Raw genomic sequence first — 20,919 nt, 5'->3', positions numbered from 1 at the left:
GACGCGGTTACTACTGCATCCCCTCCCGCAAGCGGGAGGGGACCGAGGGGTGGGCACCCGGCTCGAACACACGCCGCGCTTGACGATAGCGCGAGCCCACCCCCACCCCCTCCCGCTTACGGGAGAGGGGAAGAAATCAGCGGAACTTGCCGCTGAGCGAGACGCCGATGATCCGCGGCTCGTTGAACACCGCCGCCATGTAGTTCTCGATCACGCCCTTAAGGTTCTTCTCGCCAGTGATGTTGCGCGCGAATACCGCCAACTCATACGCATCGTCCGGCGCCGCGTAGCCGATCTTCAGGCCACCCTCGAAGTTGCCGTTCGCGGTGAACTCCTTGGTCTTGTACAGCACGAACTGCGTGTAGCCCTGGATGTTGAAGTCGCCCGCGATGAACGCGCGACCGCCATTGCCCAGCGGCTGGTCGTAGCGCGCGGTGAGGTCGACGTTGTATTCCGGCGCATTCGGCAGCGGCTCGCCGTCGATCTTGACCAGAAACGTCGTCCCGAACGCGCCGGGAACTGCGCGGGGCACGCGCGACGGCGTGCAGACCACGACGTTGTTGAGCGCGCACACCTGCACCTCGGTCGTCTTGTCGCGGATCGCGCTGTGCAACAGGCTCAGGCCCGCCCCCAGGGTAAGGTTCGGGACCGGCTTCCAGTTCGCCTCGGCCTCCATGCCGTAGGCCCCGGCCTTGTTGCCGTTGAACAGGATGCCGTTGCCGTTCACATCGTTGCCATTGAGCTGGATGTCGTTGACGCGGTAGCCGAACACCGTAGCGTTGAGGCTCAGCGTGTTGTCGAGCAGACGCGTCTTGATCCCCGTCTCCCACGACAGGATCGTCTCCGAGTTCGCGGTCGAGAAGTCGGAGTTGAACACCGCCGAACGACCCTGAATCGTCGGTCCGCGGAAGCCCTGAGCTACGCGCGAATACAAGCTAATGTCGGGGTTCGCCTGATACAGGATGCTCGCATCCCAGCTTGGCTTGGTCGACTTCAGCGTGACGTCGCGACGGAAGCCTGCCGGGTACTGGTTGACGCCCGCCGCATTCTGCACGGTCTTGAGAAGCTGCGTACGCTTCTTGTCCTCGGTGACGCGGCCGCCGAGCGTGACCGTCAGCTTGTCCATCAACTCGTAGCTGACCTGGCCGAACCCGGACCACGACGTGTTCACATCGTGCAGGCGCACCCAGTTGTTGGGGTTCGGTCGCGTGCCGTTCACGTCCGGCGCGGTCAGGAAGAACGTCCGCTGGTAGAAATCGGTGATGTCGCGGTTATCGAAATACAGCCCACCGAACTGCCAGTTGAACCGGCCGCCGGGCTTGCCGGCGATCCGCAATTCCTGCGACCATTGGTCGAGATCGCGGATCTGCCCCTGCGACTCGCCAAAGCCGTTCGCGCGCCCGCCGACCGGGAAGTTCACCGCTGCACCACCATCGGTATCGCCGCGGCTGAAACCCGAGGTCGTCTCGTATGCGGTGATCGAGGTCAGCGTGGCCGGGCCGAAGTCGTAGGATGCGCGCGCCGAGCCGCCATAGGTGTTGTAGCTCTGCGGATTGTCGTTGCCCTCGTCGAGCGACACGGTGTTGCGAGGCTCGGCCGAGACGTCGTTCGAGCCCTTCTTGAGCGCACCGCGGTGGAACAGCGTCGAGGTGCCGTCATACCAGCGCGCGTGGCCCGACAGGTCGAGCGTGAAGCGCTCGCCGGGGGTCAGCATCAGCTGGACGCGGACGTTGCGGTCGTCGAAGCCGCCCATCGCGTCCTTGCGCGGGGTTCCCGTGCTGTCCGCGCTGAAGCCGGCGAACCGGTTGTCGACATAATTCTCACGGTGCTGGATCAGCGTCGAGAGACGAATCGCCAGCAGGTCCTTGATCAGCGGGCCACCGACACCGGCGTCGAGGCTGACGCTGTTGTACGAGCCGACCGAGGCCGAGGCGCGGCTCTCGAAATCGTTGGTCGGCTTGTTGGTGTCGAACTTGATGATGCCCGCAGTGGTATTGCGCCCGAACAGCGAGCCTTGCGGACCGCGCAGCACTTCGACCTGGCGGACGTCGTAGACCGGATTCGACTTCAGCACGACATGCTCGAGGATCACGTCGTCCTGGATGATCGTGACCGGCTGCGATGCGCCGAGGTAGAAATCGATGTTGCCGAGGCCGCGGATGTAGAAGCGCGGGAAGATGCGGCCGGTCGTCGATTCGACGTACAGACCGGGGACGCGACCCGACAGCGCGAGCAGCGTGTCGTCGCCGCCAGCGGTATAGGCGCGCAGTGCGTCACCCGATGCGACGCCGACCGAGAGCGGCACCTTCTGGAGGTTCTCGGAGCGACGCTCCGCGGTGACGACGATATCGCCGAGCCCTTCCTCGGGAGCAGCCTGCTCCTGGACCGGCGCTGCCTGCGCGAACGCGGCCGAGCCAGCCACAACCGAACCAAACGCGACGCTAAGCATCAGCGCCGACTTAACGACCGAAATCTTCAAGATGATATTCCCCAATCGTGCGACGCCGTCCCTGACGACAAGCCGCACATCCCAAAATACAACGTCGTTGATCGTCCTCGACCGCCCTCCCCGGACGGCACGACGACGCCTCGCGACGCTCACTCCCCAGGTCGGCGGTTAGGCGGGGATTGTGTTAGGATGATGACAGTTGGTTGCGGCGCTTTGGGGCTGGCGCCGGTCTGCAACACGGTGCGATATTTTTGCCGATGGCAGGGAGCGGGAACGCCATGCTAGCTTCGCCCTATGGGCTTGGTGATGCGATTTTGGCTGACCATTCGGCGTTCGGGTTGGTTCGAGCCCAGTGCGACCGGCGGCCTCTTCCCGTTCCCTTTCGCCTGGCAGGCCTGGGCGATTATGGCGGCGTTTATCGCGGCGATCGCGGCGAGCGTCGTACTGCACGGCGAAGCGGCCTGGCTGACCCGGATTATCCTGTGCGTCGGCTACATCGCGTTTGGAATCGCGACGTACGAGTGACGGCGACGGGCAGATATTGAGAGAGCGGCTTGGGCGTAAACGATACCTACCCCCGTCGTGCCAGCGAACGCTGGTATCTCCCGGTTCGAGCCGGACGCGCCCCCCGGAGATACCCCAGCGTTCGCTGGGGTGACGGCGGTTGGCGATGGGAGAACAAGAGCGGACTGTCGTTCGAACGCGGCCTCAGTCGCGCCGCGGCGAAAGCCGCGCCGTCGAACGACACGACCGAGTACGAGCTCGGCCGGTCGCCGTCCGGCTAGACGCTTATCCTCGTCCAAGCAAAGCTTGGCCTCAGGCGTCGTCGCCCATCCGGAGCGCCGCGATAAACGCTTCCTGCGGGATGCTGACAGACCCGTATTCGCGCATCTTCAGCTTGCCCTTCTTCTGCTTCTCCAGAAGCTTCTTCTTGCGGCTCGCGTCGCCGCCATAGCATTTGGCGGTCACGTCCTTGCGCATCGCGCTGATCGTCTCGCGCGCGATCACCTTGCCGCCGATCGCCGCCTGGATCGGGATCTTGAACAGGTGGCGAGGGATCAGTTCCTTCAGCCGCTCGACCATCCCGCGGCCGCGCACTTCAGCGGTGCCGCGGTGGACGATCATGCTCAGCGCGTCGACCGGCTCCTCGTTGACCAGGATACCCATCTTCACAAGGTCGCCCTCGCGGTAGCCGATCTGGTGATAATCGAAGCTCGCATAGCCCTTCGACATCGACTTCAACCGATCGTAGAAATCGAACACGACCTCGTTCAGCGGCAGCTCGTAGGTCGCCTGCGCGCGACCGCCGACATAGGTCAGGTTCTTCTGGATGCCGCGGCGGTCCTGACAGAGCTTCAGAACGCTGCCGAGATACTCGTCGGGGACGTAGATCGTCGCCTCGATCCACGGCTCGCTGATCGTCGCGATCTTGTTCGGCTCGGGCATGTCGGCAGGGTTGTGCAGCTCGATATGCGTCGTACCGGACGGATCGGGGTGGGTCAGCTCGATCTCATAGACGACGGACGGCGCGGTGGTGATCAGGTCCAGATCATATTCGCGCGTCAGCCGCTCCTGGATGATCTCCAGATGCAGCAGCCCGAGGAACCCGCAGCGGAAGCCGAAGCCCAGTGCGGCCGACGTCTCCATCTCGAACGAGAAGCTCGCATCGTTGAGCCGCAGCTTCGAGATGCTCTCGCGCAGCTTCTCGAACTCGGCGGCATCGACCGGGAACATCCCGCAGAACACGACCGGCTGGACTTCCTTGAAGCCCGCGAGGGCCTCCAATGCAGGCCGCTTCGCATCGGTGATCGTGTCGCCGACGCGCGTTTGCGCGACCTCTTTGATCTGCGCGGTGATGAAGCCCATCTCGCCCGTGCCGAGCTCGGTCAGCTGCTCGATCTTCGGACGGAAACAGCCGACCCGGTCGACCAGGTGCATCGTCCCCGTCTGCATGAACTTGATCTGCTGGCCCTTCTTCAGGACCCCGTCGATCACGCGCACGAGGATGACGACACCGAGATACGGGTCGTACCAGCTGTCGACGAGCATCGCCTTCAGCGGCGCCTCCGGGTCGCCGCTGGGCGGCGGGATCTTGGTGACGATCGCCTCGAGGATCTCGACGATGCCGATCCCCGACTTCGCCGACGCGAGCACCGCCTCGGATGCATCGATGCCGATCACGTCCTCGATCTCCTTGCGCACCTTCTCAGGCTCCGCGGCAGGCAGATCGATCTTGTTGATCACCGGCACGATCTCGTGGTCGTGCTCGATCGACTGGTAGACGTTGGCGAGCGTCTGCGCCTCGACGCCCTGTGCGGCATCGACCACCAGCAGCGCGCCCTCGCATGCGGCGAGGCTGCGGCTCACTTCATAGGCGAAATCGACATGGCCCGGCGTGTCCATCAGGTTGAGGACGTAGTCGAGACCGTCCTTGGCGTGATACGCAAGCCGCACTGTCTGCGCCTTGATCGTGATCCCGCGCTCCTTCTCGATGTCCATGTTGTCGAGCACCTGCTCGGACATTTCGCGCGCGGTGAGGCCGCCAGTTTCCTGGATCAGCCGATCGGCGAGCGTCGACTTGCCGTGGTCGATATGGGCGATGATGGAAAAATTGCGGATGCGGTCGAGCGGAGTCATGCCGCGCTCCTAGCAGTGCCGTTCCGTGTGCGATAGATCGCACCAACACTCGACAGGGAGCAGCTGATATTTGTCTTGCCCGGACTTGCTGTCGCGGCTAGGGGGCTCACCGGCAATGTTGTCGGGGCGTGGCGCAGTCTGGTAGCGCACTGGTCTCGGGGTCCAGGGGTCGTAGGTTCGAATCCTATCGCCCCGACCATTGCCGATTTTTCGGGGCAAGTGCCCCCTTCCCCGAGCTGAATTTCCGATCGACGTGTCGCACGCCCCCTAGGGGCCCCGTGGTCGGACATCCGCGTCGATCTCGATCCATGCGCCGAACCGTATCGACCCTCCCCCGCCAAGGGGAGGATCGTAGGAAGGGCATCGTCGGCGGGCTCAGGCGATTTTTTCGAGCGGCGCGTCGGGACGGTTCGCATGTGCACGGAAGCGCGCGGCGGTGGCTTGCGTGTAGGGCTTGGCCATTACCGTCGACACAGTCACCGAGTCCGCCGTGGCATGGTCCGGCGTGAGGGTGAGCAGCGTGAACCCCTTGCCGTCCTGGTCGCAGAAGCGGACTTCGCCCTTGTTGGCGTCGGCAATGAGCGTGCCGATACCGGGTAGCAGCGAGCCATAGGACGGGCTGGTGATCGCGGTGCAGCCGAATTCTGCGGCGACCAGCTTGCCCGACGCGTTGTGCAGGTCGTTCGCCCACGCCGCGTGGCTGTCGCCCGAGAGCACGATCGGCCGCGACTTCGCGCGCTGGAACGCCGCATACAGCCGCTCGCGGGCGGGCGGATACCCGTCCCAGCTGTCGAACCCGAACGGCAGGCCGGCACGATACGAGGCGATGCTCGCGGTCAGCCGCTCGCGCCAGATCGCGGGCAGCTTCGCCATCGTCTCGGCGAACTTTACCGGCCCGAGCTGGCGCTCCATGTCGGGGCCCGCGACCTTCGCCATCACCACCTGGTTGCCGAGCACCTGCCACGGCTTGCCCGCCGCGACCGAGGTCGCCATCGTCTTCTCGACCCAGGCCAATTGCGCCGGTCCGAGCAGTTCGCGATCGGTGCGCGCGCGCTCGGCGAGCATCGGTGCATATTCGGCGGGTGTGATCTCCTCGCCCTTCGACACGACCTGATGGCTGCGCGCGAGCAGCCGCGTCTCGACCATCACCAGCGTCGCGAGATCGCCGAAGTCGAAGCTGCGGTTGATCGCGGCCCAGGGCTGGCCGGGCTTGGGATCGCGGATCGGCATCCACTCGAAGTACGCCTGCATCGCCGCCGCCTTCCGCGCGTCCCAGTCGCCTTCGGTCTTCGGATCGTGATTCTCGGCACCGTGCATCCAGTCGTCGTTGGCGACCTCGTGATCGTCCCACACGCAGATGAAGGCGGCGCGGGCGTGGGCGGCCTGCATGTCGACGTCTCGCTTCACCTGCGCGTGGCGCATACGATAATCGGCGAGGCTGACGATCTCGTGGCGTGGCTCGACCAGGCGGCCGATCTTCTTGGCGATGTCTGCGCCATAGCCGTCGACGCCATATTCGTAGATGTAGTCGCCAAGGTGGAGCACCGCGTCGAGCCGATCGAGCTTGGCGATCGCGTCATAGGCGTTGAACAGCCCGCCCGCGTAGAGCTGGCACGAGACGACGGCCATCACGACATCGGCGACCTTGCCCTTCGGCAGCGTGCGGAACCGGCCGACCGGCGAGCGCGTGCCGTCGGCGGCGTCGAACCAGTAGCGATACTCGCGGCCCGGCTGGAGCCCGGTTGCGTCTACCTTGACGGTGAAATCGCGTGCCGCACGCGCCTTGACGGTGCCCGAACGGAGCGACTTGCCGCCCTCGGTCTCCGCAACGTGCCACGTCAGTGCGATGTCGCGGGCTTGCGTCGCCTCGGCCGGAGTCGCACGCGTCCAGAGGATCGCGCCGTCGATCGCGGGATCACCGCTCGCGACACCGTGATCGAAGCGTACCTTCACTGCGCCCGCCGCCCGCGATGCGACTGCGGGCAGCACAAGCGTGGCACCGGAGCCGGCGAGTTTGAGGGCGTTCTTCAAGGCATCGCGGCGGTTGATCGTCATCGGCTCAAGCTTTCGTGTCGGGTGTTGGCCGCCTGCTACCTCTGATCGAAGACACCCCGGTGGCAGCGATGTGACACGCGCGTTACGCAATAGTCATCTTGCTTTCATCATTGCGACGTCGAAACGTCACGCGCCGCCCCTAGTGCCTCCCCAACGACACGGGGGACTTAATGACACGCATCTTCACGCGGCTCGCAGTTGCGACGCTCGCCACGACCTGCTCGACCGCCGCGCTCGCGCAGGCGTCGGCACAGGCGGCCGCAGGGGCCGACGTCCAAGCCAGCACGCCAAACGACGAGATCGTGGTCACCGCGCAGAAGCGCGAACAGCGGATCGCCGACGTGCCCGTCACCGTCACCGCGGTCACCGGCGCGAAGATGGCGTCGATCGGCGTCAATTCGCTGAGCGAGGTCGCTGCCTATATTCCCGGCCTGCAGATCCAGGAGCAGAGCGCGAACAACCCCGGCTTCGTGATCCGCGGCATCACCTCGGACAACGGATCGTCGCAGCAGGGCGCCCGCGTCACGCTCTATTACAACGGCATCGACATCAGCCGGTCGCGCGGCGCGTATCAGGACCTGTACGATCTGGAGCGGATCGAGGTCGTGAAGGGCCCGCAGGCGACCTTGTTCGGCACCGCCGCCGCGGTCGGCGCGATCAGCGTCATCTCGGCAAAACCGCAGCCCGGCGTGTCGGGCGCGATCAACGGCTCGTACGGCAATTTCAACCGCACGCAGGTGTCGGGCTTCCTCAACGCCGGCAACGACGTGCTCGCCGGGCGGATCGCCTTCGCCTACAAATACCGCGACGGCTATGTCCGCAACATTGCCGGCGACGCGAACGTGCCGAACCAGAACCAGGGTGGCGTCGACCAGGACGATCTGAACGGCCAGGACCAGCGCGGCATCCGCGGATCGCTGCGCTATCGCCCTAGCGACAGCATCACCGCCGATCTCGTCCTGACCTATGATGGCCAGCGCAACCCCGGCACCGCGTTCAAGAGCCGCGCGCATGCCCCGACCGGCGGCCAGACCGGCGACTATGGCTATGCCGAACTGTCGGGCTCGCCGTACAGCGCGGCGGTGCTCGGCGCCCGGAAACTCGGGCTCGATCGCAACGTCTACGACGCCAATTTGACGATCACCGCGGAGCTGTCGCCGGGGATCACCTTCACCACCGTCAACGGCTATCGCCGGTTCGATGCGCTGGAGGTCTTCGACGCGGACGGTGGCCCCGCCGCGTATCTGGAGTTCGCCGAGGACGCGAAGGGCGACCAATGGAGCCATGAAAGCCGCTTCGCCTTCGAAGGGCCGAAGTATCGCGCCTCGGTCGGCTGGAATGCGTTTTTCGAGAACGGCTTCCAGCGCGTTCCGTTCGCGACCGAAGAGGGCACGTATCTCGCCTGCTCGGTTGCCGCGGCGTATCAGCCGATCCGGACCGCGCTCAACCGCGCGGGCATTCCGACCGAGACCGGCTGCGTCGCCGCCAACGGCACGATCCCAGCCACCCGCGCGACGTCGATCCTGACCGGCGGACGTGCCACCGCAATACCTTACGCGGCAGAGTTCACGAACTTTGGCAGGAACAACACCTATTCGGTGTTCGCCGACGCGACGTATATACCGGTGCCCGCGCTCGAGCTGACCGCCGGCGCCCGCATTCTGATCGAGGATCGCCAGTCGGGGTATTCCTCGGTCCAGCCGAACTCGGTGATCCTCGCATCGCTCGGTATCCAGTCGAGCCTGCTCGGCACGGCGAACACCAACGGCAGCAAGTTCGTCGCCGAGAGGAGCTTCACCGCGATCCTGCCGCGCTTCAACGCGCTGCTGAAGCTCAACAGCGCGGTCAATCTGTACGGCACGATCAGCAAGGGCCGGCGCTCGCCGGTGGTCCAGCTTGCCGCACAGCGCACCGCGCTCGGCGTCGGTCCCAATCTCCAGATCATTCCGGAAGAGAAGGTCTGGAATTACGAAGGCGGCATCAAGGGAAGCGTCGGACCGTTCAGCGGCGCCGCCTCGGTGTTCTACCAGACCTATGACGGCTTCCAGTTCTCGGTGACGAGCAACGGCGTGACGACGGTCCGTAGCGCGGACTCGGCCAACAGCGTCGGTGTCGAGCTCGAAGGCAATCTGAAGCTCGCGTCGTATCTCTCTGCCTTCGCGACGTTTGCGTATATTGATGGCGGGATCGGCGACGACGTCGCGAACGGCCCCTATGCCGGCAACCAGTTCCGCCTTCAGCCCAAGACGACGGCGTCGGGCGGCCTGATCCTGCGCGCGCCAGTGGGCGGCGTGACCGTCTACGCGACCCCCAGCGTGACCTACAAATCGAAGGTCTTCTTCGAGCTGCCGAACACCGAGGCGGTCAGCCAGAGGGGCTATACGCTGGTCAACCTCCGCGCCGGGCTGGAGTTCGCGCAGGGGCGCTACAGCGTCGGCGGCTTCGTCCGGAACGCGACCAACAAGCGCTACCTGATCGACGCGGGCAACACCGGCGGGGGCTTCGGCATCCCGACCTACATCGCCGGCGAGCCACGCTTCTACGGCGTCGAGCTGGGCGCGAAATTCTAACTCTCACGCATCGTTACACACCACGCAACCATCCCCGGGGGGACCAAGCATGACGTTCGAGACCATCTATACCGACGGCGATATCGATACCAATCCGACCGCGAACCCGCATCTCAACGACCTGATCGAGGTGCGCTATTCGCGGCGCCAGACCTTGATGGGCGGTATGTCGGCGACGGCCGCCGCGGTGTTCGGCGGCATGTTGCTGACCGGGTGCGACGACGACAATAACGGCGGCTCGGACCCTGTCACGGTGACCGCGACCGCCGGGGGCAGTTCGACCGCCGGCCGCGTCGCGACGCTGACCGGTGCCGCGATCGGCCAGGTCGACAGCGTGAGCTGGACGCAGACGGCTGGACCGACGGTAACGCTGGCAGGCGCGACGACGACGGTTGCGACGTTCGTCGTGCCGGGTGCCACCGCAGGCACGGTGCTGAGCTTCCTGTTCACCGCCGTTTCGGCAAGCGGATCGGTCACCGCGACGACCAGCGTGACGGTCGGCGCGGCCTCGCTCGGCTTCACGGCAGTGGCGAAGAGCCTTGCGGATGTCGTTGCAGTGCCATCGGGATATGCGGTGACGGTGTTGTATCGGCTCGGGGATCCGATCGGCAGCGGCGTCGGCGCCTATGCCAATGACGGCACCGATGCGACCTTCTCGAAGCGCGCGGGCGATCACCATGACGGCATGAGCTATTTCGGGATGTCCGCCACGGGTACGCCGGATGCGAACGGCAACACGCGTGGCCTGCTCGTGCTCAACCATGAGAACATCACGCAGGCCTATCTGCATCCGAACGGCCCGACCAATAGCGGCGGCGTCCGTCCCGAAGCCGAGGCGCTGAAGGAGATGGAGTGCCACGGCGTATCGGTGATCGAGATCAACCGCGCCGCCGCCTGGAGCTACACGACCGCGTCGTCGTTCAACCGCCGGATCACGCCGCTGACGCCGATGAGCTTTTCGGGGCCGGTGCGCGGCGCCGACAGCCTCAAGACGCGCTATTCGCCCGACGCCACCGCTGGCCGCGGCACGATCAACAATTGTGCCAACGGTACAATGCCTTGGCACACGTATTTGACGAACGAAGAGAACTGGGTTGGCTATTTCAAGCGTGAAGTCGGCGATGCCGCGCGCCGTGCGGCGACCGGCGCGGTTGGTGTGAAGGCCAACACGTCGCTGACGCGATATGGCAAGTCCGAGAGCAATACCGGCGGCAATTACGGGTGGTCGACAGTGGCCCCGGCGGACACGACCAGCACGTTGTATTCGCGGTGGAACATCACCGCGCAGGCCGGTGCGCCCGCCGACGGCTCGGGCGATTTCCGAAACGAGATCTTCCAGTACGGCTGGGTGGTCGAGATCGATCCGTTCGATGCTACCTCGACGCCGCGCAAGCGGACTGCGCTGGGTCGCATGAACCACGAGGGCTGCCAGATCGGCCGGACGATCGCGGGCGTGAAGCCGGCCTTCTACATGGGCGACGATGCGCAGAACGAATATATCTACAAGTTCGTGTCCGCTACGCCGTGGTCTGCGGTGGATGCGAGCGCGGCGAACCGCTTGGCGATCGGCGACAAGTATCTAGATACTGGAACGCTTTACGTCGCCAAGTTCGCAGCGGACGGCAGCGGACAATGGATGCCTTTGGTATTTGGTCAGGGACCCCTCACCTCCGCCAATGCGGCCTATTCGTTTGCAAGCCAGGTCGATGTGCTGATCAACACGCGTCTCGCTGCCGATGCGCTGGGTGCGACGCGGATGGATCGGCCGGAGTGGACTGCGGTCAATCCCGCGACCGGCGAGATGTATTGCACGCTCACCAACAACTCGTCGCGGACCGTGGCGACGGCGGATGCGTCGAACCCGCGGGCCTATGTCGATCCGAAGACTACCGGCGGGCAGACCACGGGTAACGCCAATGGGCACATCATCCGCCTGCGCGAGACGGGGGATACGTCCGAGGCGCTGACATTCGCCTGGGACATCTATGCGTTCGGCGCGGGCTCCGATCTGGATGCTACCAACGTCAACCTGTCGGGGCTCGATGCGACGAACGACTTCTCATCGCCGGACGGCCTGTGGTTCGGCCTGCCAAGCAACGCCTCGGGGACGATCGCACCGGTGATGTGGATCGAGACGGATGACGGCGCGTACACCGACGTCACCAACTGCATGCTGCTCGCGTCGGTGCCGGGGATCGTCAACGACGGTGGCATGCGGACGGTGACCAACACGATCGGCGCGGCTACCGGCTCGGTGACAACGCGCGTCGGCAAGGCACCGGGGGCGGCGCTACGCCGCTTCCTGGTGGGGCCGAAAGAGTGCGAGATCACCGGCATCCACTCGACGCCCGATGGCCGCTCGCTGTTCGTCAACATCCAGCACCCGGGTGAGAATGGCGTGCCGACCAACATCACCAGCAGCTGGCCGGCTAACCAGGCCGGTGCGGTGACGACGCCATCGCGGCCGCGGTCGGCGACGATAGTGATCACGAAGAACGATGGCGGTGTTGTGGGGCTTTAAGCTTCGCGGCGGACTCTTTGAAATCCTCCCCCGCAAGGGGGAGGTGGCACCGAAGGTGACGGAGGGGGAGGATACGGAACCTACGTTGTCCTCCCCTCCCCCTCCGTCTGGCAAGTGCCAGCCATCTCCCCCTGGCGGGGGAGGATCGCAGGAATCCTCCAAGGTATGATGCGCCCCGCCCCGGCGGAGGCCGGGGTCCAATTGGGAGACGTCGCTGATTGGCGCTGCGCGTCGTTACCTCGACCTTGCCAGTTGGGCCCCGGCCTTCGCCGGGGTGGTCAGTGTCCCGGGGTGCTATCGGTTTCAATTGGTTGGCGCTCGTTCCTCACGAGCAACCACAGGTGTCAGACCGACCCAGCCAGTATCCGCGCGAGCGCCTCCTGCTCTATCTTCTCCAATTCATCCCGCGTCTGGACGATCGCCTCGCGTTGCGCGTCGAGCAGGTCGATACGCTGGCGACAGCGCTCCGCCAGCGCGCGCATCTGCTCCACATGCTGCGGGTCGGCGTCGTACAAGTCGAGGAATTCCTCGATGTCGCGCAGCGTGAAACCCAACCGCTTGCCGCGCAGGATCAGCTGCATCCGCGCCACTTCGCGCCGCGTGTAGACTCGCGTGGTGCCGATCCGGCAGGGCTCGATCAGCCCCTTGTCCTCGTAGAACCTGAGCGTCCGCGCGCTCACGCCAAGCATGCGCGAGACTTCCTGTATGCCGGTAAGATCGTCCTGTCGGTCGTTCACGAATCCACTCCCCTCGCCTCCGACGCCGCCGCCTTTGCGGTCTCTTCAGCGACAAGTTCCTTTTTGGATAGCTTGCCGATCAGCGTCTTGGGGAGACTGTCGCGGATTTCGACCTCGCGGGGAAGCTCGATCTTGCTGATCTTGTCGCGAAGAAAATCGCGCAGTTCGAGCGGGGTAGCGACCGCACCTTCGGCCAATACGACGAACGCTTTCGGCGCCTGGCCGCGATATTTGTCGGGCACGCCGATCACCACCGCTTCGAGCACGGAGGGGTGTTCGTACAGCGCCTCCTCGATCACGCGCGGATAGACGTTGTAGCCGCCAGCGAGGATCAGGTCCTTGATCCGGTCGACGATGAACAGATAGCCGTCCGCGTCGAGATGCCCGACGTCGCCGGTACGCAGCGCGCCATCCGCGAACAGGTCCGCAGTGGCGGCGGGCTTGTGCCAATAGCCCTGCGTGATCTGGGGCCCGCGTGCGCAAATCTCGCCATTCTCGCCGATCGGCAGCAGCCGCGTCGGGTCCTCGCGGTCGCGGATCTCGATCGTCGTGCCGGGAAAGGGCAGCCCCGCGGAGCCGGGCTTGTTGAGGCCATCGATCGGATTGCACGTAATGATCGGCGAAGCCTCCGACAGGCCATAGCCCTCGCACAGCTTCGCGCCGGTCGCTGCCTCGAACGCGATCCGCACCTCCGCCGGCAGCGGCGCACCACCCGAGATGCAGGCGTGGATCGAGGACAGGTCGATCGTCTGCGTTTCGGCGGCGGTGGTGATCGCGGCATAGATCGTTGGGACCGCGGGGAAATAGCTTGGCCTAGTGCGTGCAATCGTCTTTAGCAGCTGACCGAGTTCGAAGCGCGGCATAAGGATCATTTCTGCGCCCGCGCGGATCGAATAGGTCAGCACTGTCGTCAGCGCAAAGACGTGAAACAGCGGCAGCGCGCCGAGCACCCGGTCCTGATGGGGCTGCTCGCCGCCGACGAACACCATCATCGCATCGGCGTTCGACACGAGATTCGCGTGGCTGAGCATCGCCGCCTTGGGCTCGCCGGTGGTGCCGCCGGTATATTGCAGCACCGCGACTTCGGTCGGCAACACCGCGACCGGGACCGGCGCGCCCTTCGCCTTCAACAGCGAATCGAACGTGCAATGGCGCGCGTCGCTCGGGGCGTGGCCGATCTCGGCGCGTTTGAAAATGCGGTAGGCGATCGACTTCAGCGTCGGCAAAGCGCTTGCGATCGGACAGGTTATGACGTGCTTCACGCCCATCTGCCCCGCGACCTTGAGCACGCGCGCGTGGATCTCGGCGATGTCGCAGGTGGCGATGATCGTTGCGCCCGAATCCTCGAGCAGATGCGCCAGCTCGCGCTCGACATAGAGCGGGTTCACGTTGACGACGACACCACCGGCCTTGAGGATCGCGAAGAACAGGATCGGATAATAGGGCGTGTTCGGCAGGCAGAGCGCGACGCGTGTCCCCTTCACGACGCCCATGTCCTGGAGTCCGCGTGCTGCCCGGTCGACCGACTCGCCGAGCGCGGCATACGTCAGCGTCCGCCCCATGAAGTCGAGCACGTTGCGCGACCCGAACCTCTGCACCGACAGGTCGAGCATGTCGCCCAGCAGCCGCGGCTCGCCCAGCAACGGTACGCCGATCGCCTTGCCCCCGGAAGTGTCCTGCATCTCGCTCTCCATAACATGGTGTGCGTAAGCCATATTGTCGGCCGCTTCACCTTGACGTAAAGGTGAGGTATCGCACCTTAAGGGTAACCCGCAAGCGTTAACCGGGTCGACCGCAATATGAGAGGATCATCGTGACCAACGTCGTCATCGCCGGGTACGCCCGTTCGCCGTTCCACCTCGCCGGCAAGGGCGAGCTCGCCCGCGTCCGTCCGGACGATCTCGCCGCGCAGACGATTCGCGGTTTGCTCGACAAGACCGGCGTCGATCCGGCCGAGATCGAGGACATCATCCTCGGCTGCGCGTTCCCCGAGGGCGAGCAGGGCCTCAACGTCGCCAAGCTGATCGCGCAGATCGCCGACCTGCCGATTTCGGTCGGCGGGATGACGGTCAACCGGTTCTGCGGCTCGTCGATGAGCGCGATCCACATCGCCTACGGCCAGATCGCGGTCGGCGCAGGCGAGGCGTTCATCTGCGCGGGCCTCGAATCGATGAGCCGCGTGCCGATGGGCGGCTACAACCCGCTCCCCAACCCCGAGCTCGCGAAGAAGAGCGCCGGCGCGTACATGGGCATGGGCGAAACCGCGGAGAACGTCGCGCGGCAATACCAGATCACCCGCGCCGAGCAGGACGCGTTCGCGGTGAATAGCCAGGACAAGGCTGCCGCGGCGCGCGCTGATGGCCGCCTGAGCGACGAGATCGTGACGATCCAGACCAAGGCGGGCCCGGTCAGCCAGGACGGCACGATCCGCGCCGGCACGACGACCGAGGCGCTCGCCGGCCTGAAGCCTGCGTTCAGCGCGGATGGGTCGGTGACCGCCGGCACGTCCTCGCCGCTGACCGATGGTGCGTCCGCGGTGCTGGTCACCTCGGAAGAGTTCGCCAAGAAGCACGGCCTGACGATCCTCGCGCGGATCAAGTCGATCGGCGTGTCGGGTTGTGCGCCCGAGACGATGGGGCTCGGCCCGATCGGCGCGTCGAAGAAGGCGCTGGAGCGTGCCGGGATCACCGTCGCCGACCTCGACGTGGTCGAGATCAACGAGGCGTTCGCGAGCCAGGCGATCGCCTGCATCCGCGACCTCGGCCTCAAGGACGAGACGATCAACCTCGATGGCGGCGCGATCGCGATCGGTCATCCGCTCGGTGCGACCGGCGCGCGGATCGTCGGCAAAGCCGCGTCGTTGCTGGCGCGTGAGGGCGGCCGTTATGCGCTGGCGACCCAGTGCATCGGCGGTGGTCAGGGCATCGCAACGGTGCTGGAGCGCGCATGATGGTCGATCAGGTCAAGAAGGTCTGCGTCATCGGCGCTGGCGTCATGGGCGCAGGCATCGCGGCGCAGGTCGCCAATGCCGGCATCCCCGTGCTGCTGCTCGACATCGTACCGGGCGACCTGCCCGAGGGCGGCGACCGCGATGCGGTGGCCAAGGGCGCGGTCGCGAAGATGCTCAAGACCGACCCCGCGCCCTTCATGTCGAAGCGTGCGGCCAAGCTGGTCGAGACGGGCAACATCGACGATCACCTCGACCGGGTCACCGAGTGCGACTGGATCGTCGAGGCGATCGTCGAGCGGCTCGACATCAAGCAGGCGCTCTATGCCAAGCTCGAGACGTTGAAGCGTCCGGGCACCGCGGTTTCGTCGAACACCTCGACGATCCCGCTCGGCAACCTCGTCGAGGGGCGGTCGGACCAGTTCAAGGCCGACTTCCTCATCACGCACTTCTTCAACCCGCCGCGCTACATGCGGCTGGTCGAGATCGTCCGCGGCGAGCACACCGACGTCGCGGTCGCCGAGAAGGTCGAGGATTTCGTCGATCGCTTCATGGGGAAGCGGATCGTCCGTGCGAAGGACACGCCGGGCTTCATCGCCAACCGCATCGGCACCTACTGGCTGGCGATCGCGATCAACGCGGCGATGGACCAGGGGCTGACCGTGGAAGAAGCCGACCAGATCGGCGGCCGTCCGATGGGCGTGCCGAAGACCGGGATATTCGGGTTGGTCGATCTCGTCGGCGTCGACCTGATGCCGCTGCTGTCGAAGAGCCTGTCGTCCACGCTGCCGGCTGGCGATCCGTATTTCGATACGGTCCGCCCGCTGCCGCTGGTCGACAAGATGATCGCGGACGGGTTCACCGGCCGCAAGGGCAAGGGTGGCTTCTACCGGTTCGACAAGGCGACGCGGACCAAGCTGTCGCTCGATCTCGCGACCGGCGAGTATCGGCCTGAGGCCAAGCCGGCGGAGTTGCCCGGCAAGACCGGCAAGGATCTTGCCGCGCTGATCGCTGAGCGGGGCAAGATCGGCACCTATGCTTGGTCGATCCTCGGCAATACGCTGTCCTATGCGGCGATGCTCGTCGGCGAAGCAGCGGACGACGTCGTCGCGATCGATGACGCGATGAAGCTCGGTTACAACTGGAAATACGGGCCGTTCGAGCTGATCGACCGAATGGGTCCCGGCGTGCTCGCCGCGCGCCTCGCCGAGGAAGGTCGCGACGTTCCTGCGATCCTGACCACCGCGGGCGACCGTCCGTTCTACCGCGTCGAGAACGGCCAGCGTCAGTATCTCACGGCTGGCGGAGAGTATGCCGACGTGCCGCGCGCGGACGGCGTCGAGCTACTGGAGGACATCAAGCTCCGCTCGCAACCGATTCTAACGAACCTGTCGGCGTCGCTCTGGGATGTCGGCGACGGCGTTGCGGCGCTCGAGTTCCACACCAAGATGAACGCGCTCGACGATCAGGTCGTCGCGCTCATCAACGAGGCGATCCCGGTCGTCCGCGAGCGCTTCAAGGCGCTCGTGGTGTATAACGAGGCGTCGAACTTCTCGGCGGGTGCGAACCTCGGCGCGGCGATGTTTGCGGTCGGGGCGGGCCTTTGGGACATGGTCGAGGCCAGCGTCTCGGGCGGGCAGCAGGCGTACAAGGCACTCAAATACGCGCCCTTCCCGGTCGTCAGCGCGCCCGCCGGGCTCGCGCTCGGCGGTGGATGCGAGATCCTGCTCCACTCGGACGCGGTGCAGGCGCATGCCGAGACCTACGCAGGCCTCGTCGAGTGCGGCGTCGGGCTCGTGCCCGGCTGGGGTGGCAATGGCGAGATGCTCGACCGCTGGACCAAGTCGCGGACGCTGCCGAACGGGCCGATGCCGGTGCTGACGAAGGTGTTCCAGGCTGTTTCCGCCGCGCAGGTCGCCAAGTCGGCGGCGGAGGCGAAGGAGATGATGATCCTGCGCAAGGCCGACGGCATCACGATGAACCGCGACCGGTTGCTGGCCGATGCAAAGGCCAAGGCGTTGTCGCTGGTCGAGGGTTATGCGGCACCGGAGAAGCCGACCTTCCGCCTTGCCGGCGAGAGCGGCCGGACGGGGCTGAACATGGCGGTGGCGGACTTCCACAAGAAGGGGATGGCGACCGAGTACGACCTCGTCGTCGCGGATCGCCTTGCGGAAGTGCTGACTGGCGGCGAAGCCGATCTGGTTGACACCGTGACCGAGGACCAGTTGCTCGACCTCGAGCGCGCGGCGTTCATGTCAAGCGTCAAGGATCCGCGCACCCAGGCACGCGTCGTCCACATGCTGCAGACGGGCAAGCCGCTCCGCAACTGACCCTGTTCCCCCGCGAAAGCGGGGGCCCAGGATCAAGCAGCGCCGCGTTCGTTGCCCTGGGCCCCCGCGTGCGCGGAGGAACGACAAGTCCATGAAAACTTTTTCACCCGCAGGAATCGGTAAGAAGACTTGACTTGTCTTCGTACAATTCTAGTCGGGACTCACAACTGCCGTATACGGCAACAAGGTCGCGATAACGTCGACGACCTGACGAGACATTCGGTGACCGTACGCATACGGCGCCATCAAACGACACTAGGAGAGGATAGAAGATGTCCCTGTTGATTATCGGTGCTCTGCTCGCTGGCGCTTCCGCGACGCCTGAGACCGTCATCGGTCGCTGGAAGACCGAGACGCACAACGCCATCGTCGAGATCGCGCGTTGCGGCCCGTCGATCTGCGGCAAGATCCTCACCTCCGACGCACTCCGCGCCAATCCTTCGATGAAGGACGCGAACAATGCGAACACCGCACTGCGCAACCGCCCGATCCAGGGCATGCAAATGCTGAGCGGGTTCAAGCCCGACAAGGACGGCGTCTGGAGCAGCGGCCAGGTCTACAATGCCGAGGACGGCAAGACCTATAGTGGCAAGATCACGCCACTCGGCGCGAACCAGCTGAAGCTGCGCGGCTGCGTGTTCTTCCCGCTCTGCAAGACGCAGACCTGGACGCGCGTGCGCTGAGGCCACGCCTCCGCCTCCACCTCCACCTTCCCCCTATCAGTACAGCTTTCAGGACTTACCCATGACACTTCGCAACAAAGCTCCGCTTCTCGCGGTATCCGCTCTCGTGTCCGCCTTCGGCTTCGCCAGCACCGCCTATGCCGACGCCTTCTATCTCCAGGCGCAGTCCGCACGCGGCGCAGGCCGTGCATTCTCGGGCGAAGGCGCCGACACCGGTCCTGACTCGCTGTGGTGGAACCCGGCCGCAATCGCCGGCATCCGCGACGGCAGCGCGACGCTCAGCGCGTCCGCAATTCTGCCGAAGGGCGACGTCGTCGACACCGGCACGCGGATCTGCCGCCCAGGCCAGGCCTGCACCGGGATCAGCGGCCAGTCGAACTCGCGCGATCCGATCAACAAAGGTGTCGTGCCATCGGGGTCGATCGCCTATCCGCTGACCGACCGGATCGCTGTCGGCCTCGCGGTCACCTCGCCGTTCAGCTTCACTACCAACTACGATGCCGACAGCTGGGCCCGCTACAGCGCGGACAAGACGCGGCTGCGGACGATCGACATCCAGCCATCGGTCGGTATCGTCGTGACCGATTGGCTGCGTGTCGGTGGTGCGCTGAACGTCGAATATACCGATGCGACGCTCAGCAACGCGCTCCCCAACCTTTCCGCAGCGCTGCCCGATGGTCGCCAGGAACTGAGCGGCGACGGTTGGGACTTCGGCTGGACCGCGGGCGTGCAGCTCCACAACGACTTCGCGACGGTCGGCGTCAGCTACAAGTCGAGCATCCGGCACAACCTGAAGGGTGATCTCACCGTCAGCGGCCTCGTCGGTCCGCTCGCGTCGTCGAACACGACCGTGTCCGGCGCCAAGGCCGCGTTCAACACCCCGGGTCAGGTGATCGTCGCAGGCCGGTTCCGCGGTACCGACAAGCTGACGCTCAACGCGCAGGTCGTCGCGTACAACTGGAGCAAGTTCGACACGATCGATCTCGGCGCACCGCTGAACACCGCGATCCCCGAGAACTACATGGACAGCTGGAGCCTCGCGGGCGGCCTCGACTATGACGTGACGCCGAAGCTCACCGTGCGGGCAGGTCTGCAGCGCACCAAGTCGCCGACGCAGGACGGCTCGCGCGACGCGCGCGTGCCCGACGCCGATCGCTGGACCTATGCAGCGGGTGGCTCGTACCAGCTGTCGCCGCACATCGCGCTCGACGCGGCCGCGCAATATGTCGACTTCGAGAACACGACGATCGATCGCATCACGGCGGCATATGTCGGCACCGCCGCGCAGACCAACATCCTGACATCGGGTGCGCTGCGCAACGCCTCGGCGGTCGTGCTGTCGCTCGGCGGACGTGTGAGCTTATGATGTCGGACGGGGTGCGTCGCCGGTAGCGGCGCATCCCAAAGCCGGCAGCCCGGACTCAGGTGGATAACAGAGGCCACGGTGCACCGCATCTTGCACGACGCTGCCGACGCCCCACTTCCACTGCCATGGTAAGCTTATATCTGGCGGCGCTGTTGATGGCGCCGAGCGCGGCTGTCCGGCCGATCGGCCCGGACGCTGCACAGTGTGCGCCTGGTAGCGCCCATCCTGCGCTTCTGGTCGAGGTCAGCGGTTTCAAGTCGCGTGCCGGGACCGTCCGCGTGCGCGTGTTCGGTGGTGCGCCGTCGAGCTATTTCGACAAGAAGCATGCGTTGCTGCGGACTGAGATCGCCGTACCGCGTGACGGCATCGTCGCGGTCTGCATGTCGGTCGCGCGGCCTGGCGTGTATGCAGTCGACGTTCGCCACGACTATAATGCTAACGGCAAGACCGATCGCAGCGACGGTGGTGGCGCATCGGGGAACCCGCACGTGACGTTGTTCGACATGCTGTTCTCGCGCAAACCAGATCCGAAGACTGTTCAGGTCCGCGTCGCGAACGGTACGACGGTCGTCCCCGTGACGCTCACCTATCTCCAAGGCGGGTCGCTCAAGCCGATCCGCTAGG

At 65.4% G+C, this 20,919-nt stretch carries 13 protein-coding genes and 1 tRNA gene; 9 read left to right on the top strand and 5 right to left on the bottom strand.

The features are described 5' to 3' along the window. Positions 1 to 136: 136 nt before the first annotated feature. Entirely contained in the window at positions 137 to 2,449 is a 2,313-nt protein-coding gene (locus U1763_RS01005; RefSeq protein WP_332754386.1) for a TonB-dependent receptor, read from the bottom strand. A 294-nt stretch (positions 2,450 to 2,743) separates the two neighbouring features. Between U1763_RS01005 and U1763_RS01000 the strand changes: the two genes are divergently transcribed. Beyond that, entirely contained in the window at positions 2,744 to 2,974 is a 231-nt protein-coding gene (locus U1763_RS01000) for a hypothetical protein (protein ID WP_332753719.1), read from the top strand. A 291-nt stretch (positions 2,975 to 3,265) separates the two neighbouring features. Here the strand turns inward: U1763_RS01000 and lepA are convergent, their stop codons facing one another. Then, the gene (lepA, locus tag U1763_RS00995) at positions 3,266 to 5,086 is read right to left on the bottom strand and encodes a translation elongation factor 4 (protein WP_056049136.1); all 1,821 of its coding nucleotides are present in this window, start codon (positions 5,084 to 5,086) and stop codon (positions 3,266 to 3,268) included. A 122-nt stretch (positions 5,087 to 5,208) separates the two neighbouring features. Here lepA and U1763_RS00990 point away from each other — a divergent pair. After that, positions 5,209 to 5,285 (top strand) — tRNA-Pro (locus U1763_RS00990). 176 nt (positions 5,286 to 5,461) lie between these two features. Here the strand turns inward: U1763_RS00990 and U1763_RS00985 are convergent. Beyond that, complete coding sequence (locus tag U1763_RS00985) at positions 5,462 to 7,141, bottom strand: alkaline phosphatase D family protein (protein ID WP_332753718.1); 1,680 nt, start codon at positions 7,139 to 7,141, stop codon at positions 5,462 to 5,464. A 170-nt stretch (positions 7,142 to 7,311) separates the two neighbouring features. Here U1763_RS00985 and U1763_RS00980 point away from each other — a divergent pair, with 170 nt between their 5' ends. Both U1763_RS00980 and U1763_RS00975 read left to right on the top strand, forming a co-directional pair. Continuing rightward, on the top strand, positions 7,312 to 9,711 hold the full coding sequence (locus tag U1763_RS00980; protein ID WP_332753717.1) for a TonB-dependent receptor: 2,400 nt from the start codon (positions 7,312 to 7,314) through the stop codon (positions 9,709 to 9,711). A 49-nt stretch (positions 9,712 to 9,760) separates the two neighbouring features. After that, positions 9,761 to 12,232: a PhoX family protein gene (locus tag U1763_RS00975; protein WP_332753716.1), complete on the top strand. Its 2,472-nt coding sequence runs from the start codon at positions 9,761 to 9,763 to the stop codon at positions 12,230 to 12,232. A 344-nt stretch (positions 12,233 to 12,576) separates the two neighbouring features. On the opposite strand, the gene U1763_RS00970 is transcribed toward U1763_RS00975, so the two are convergent. Continuing rightward, a complete protein-coding gene (locus U1763_RS00970; protein WP_332753715.1) occupies positions 12,577 to 12,969 on the bottom strand; it encodes a MerR family transcriptional regulator in 393 nt (130 codons plus the stop codon). Then, complete coding sequence (locus U1763_RS00965) at positions 12,966 to 14,651, bottom strand: long-chain-fatty-acid--CoA ligase (protein ID WP_332753714.1); 1,686 nt, start codon at positions 14,649 to 14,651, stop codon at positions 12,966 to 12,968. The genes U1763_RS00970 and U1763_RS00965 overlap by 4 nt, the downstream gene beginning before the upstream one ends. A gap of 131 nt (positions 14,652 to 14,782) precedes the next feature. On the opposite strand from U1763_RS00965, the gene U1763_RS00960 reads away from it, so the two are divergent. The 5 genes from U1763_RS00960 (at position 14,783) to U1763_RS00940 (ending at position 20,918) form a co-directional block, all read left to right on the top strand. Further along, a complete protein-coding gene (locus U1763_RS00960; protein ID WP_332753713.1) occupies positions 14,783 to 15,919 on the top strand; it encodes a thiolase family protein in 1,137 nt (378 codons plus the stop codon). After that, positions 15,919 to 18,246: a 3-hydroxyacyl-CoA dehydrogenase NAD-binding domain-containing protein gene (locus U1763_RS00955; RefSeq protein ID WP_332754385.1), complete on the top strand. Its 2,328-nt coding sequence runs from the start codon at positions 15,919 to 15,921 to the stop codon at positions 18,244 to 18,246. Before U1763_RS00960 ends, U1763_RS00955 begins: the two co-directional genes overlap by 1 nt. Positions 18,247 to 18,518: 272 nt before the next feature. Further along, positions 18,519 to 18,929, top strand: coding sequence for a DUF2147 domain-containing protein (locus U1763_RS00950; RefSeq protein ID WP_332753712.1), 411 nt, complete (start codon positions 18,519 to 18,521; stop codon positions 18,927 to 18,929). Positions 18,930 to 18,990: 61 nt separating this feature from the next. Continuing rightward, entirely contained in the window at positions 18,991 to 20,295 is a 1,305-nt protein-coding gene (locus U1763_RS00945) for an OmpP1/FadL family transporter (protein WP_332753711.1), read from the top strand. A gap of 125 nt (positions 20,296 to 20,420) precedes the next feature. Next, positions 20,421 to 20,918 (top strand): DUF2141 domain-containing protein, encoded by a 498-nt coding sequence (locus U1763_RS00940; protein WP_332753710.1) that lies wholly within the window; start codon positions 20,421 to 20,423, stop codon positions 20,916 to 20,918. Position 20,919: the final 1 nt, after the last annotated feature.

This window comes from Sphingomonas sorbitolis (genome assembly GCF_036663875.1).
Taxonomy (GTDB): Bacteria; Pseudomonadota; Alphaproteobacteria; order Sphingomonadales; family Sphingomonadaceae; genus Sphingomonas.
This window is presented reverse-complemented; position numbering and strand designations above follow the sequence as displayed.

Coding starts and splice junctions, on each gene's coding strand:
- U1763_RS01005 (WP_332754386.1), bottom strand. CDS start 2,449: ATGCTTAGCGTCGCGTTTGGTTCGGTTGTGGCTGGCTCGGCCGCGTTC.
- U1763_RS01000 (WP_332753719.1), top strand. CDS start 2,744: ATGGGCTTGGTGATGCGATTTTGGCTGACCATTCGGCGTTCGGGTTGG.
- lepA (WP_056049136.1), bottom strand. CDS start 5,086: ATGACTCCGCTCGACCGCATCCGCAATTTTTCCATCATCGCCCATATC.
- U1763_RS00985 (WP_332753718.1), bottom strand. CDS start 7,141: ATGACGATCAACCGCCGCGATGCCTTGAAGAACGCCCTCAAACTCGCC.
- U1763_RS00980 (WP_332753717.1), top strand. CDS start 7,312: ATGACACGCATCTTCACGCGGCTCGCAGTTGCGACGCTCGCCACGACC.
- U1763_RS00975 (WP_332753716.1), top strand. CDS start 9,761: ATGACGTTCGAGACCATCTATACCGACGGCGATATCGATACCAATCCG.
- U1763_RS00965 (WP_332753714.1), bottom strand. CDS start 14,651: ATGCAGGACACTTCCGGGGGCAAGGCGATCGGCGTACCGTTGCTGGGC.
- U1763_RS00955 (WP_332754385.1), top strand. CDS start 15,919: ATGGTCGATCAGGTCAAGAAGGTCTGCGTCATCGGCGCTGGCGTCATG.
- U1763_RS00950 (WP_332753712.1), top strand. CDS start 18,519: ATGTCCCTGTTGATTATCGGTGCTCTGCTCGCTGGCGCTTCCGCGACG.
- U1763_RS00945 (WP_332753711.1), top strand. CDS start 18,991: ATGACACTTCGCAACAAAGCTCCGCTTCTCGCGGTATCCGCTCTCGTG.
- U1763_RS00940 (WP_332753710.1), top strand. CDS start 20,421: ATGGTAAGCTTATATCTGGCGGCGCTGTTGATGGCGCCGAGCGCGGCT.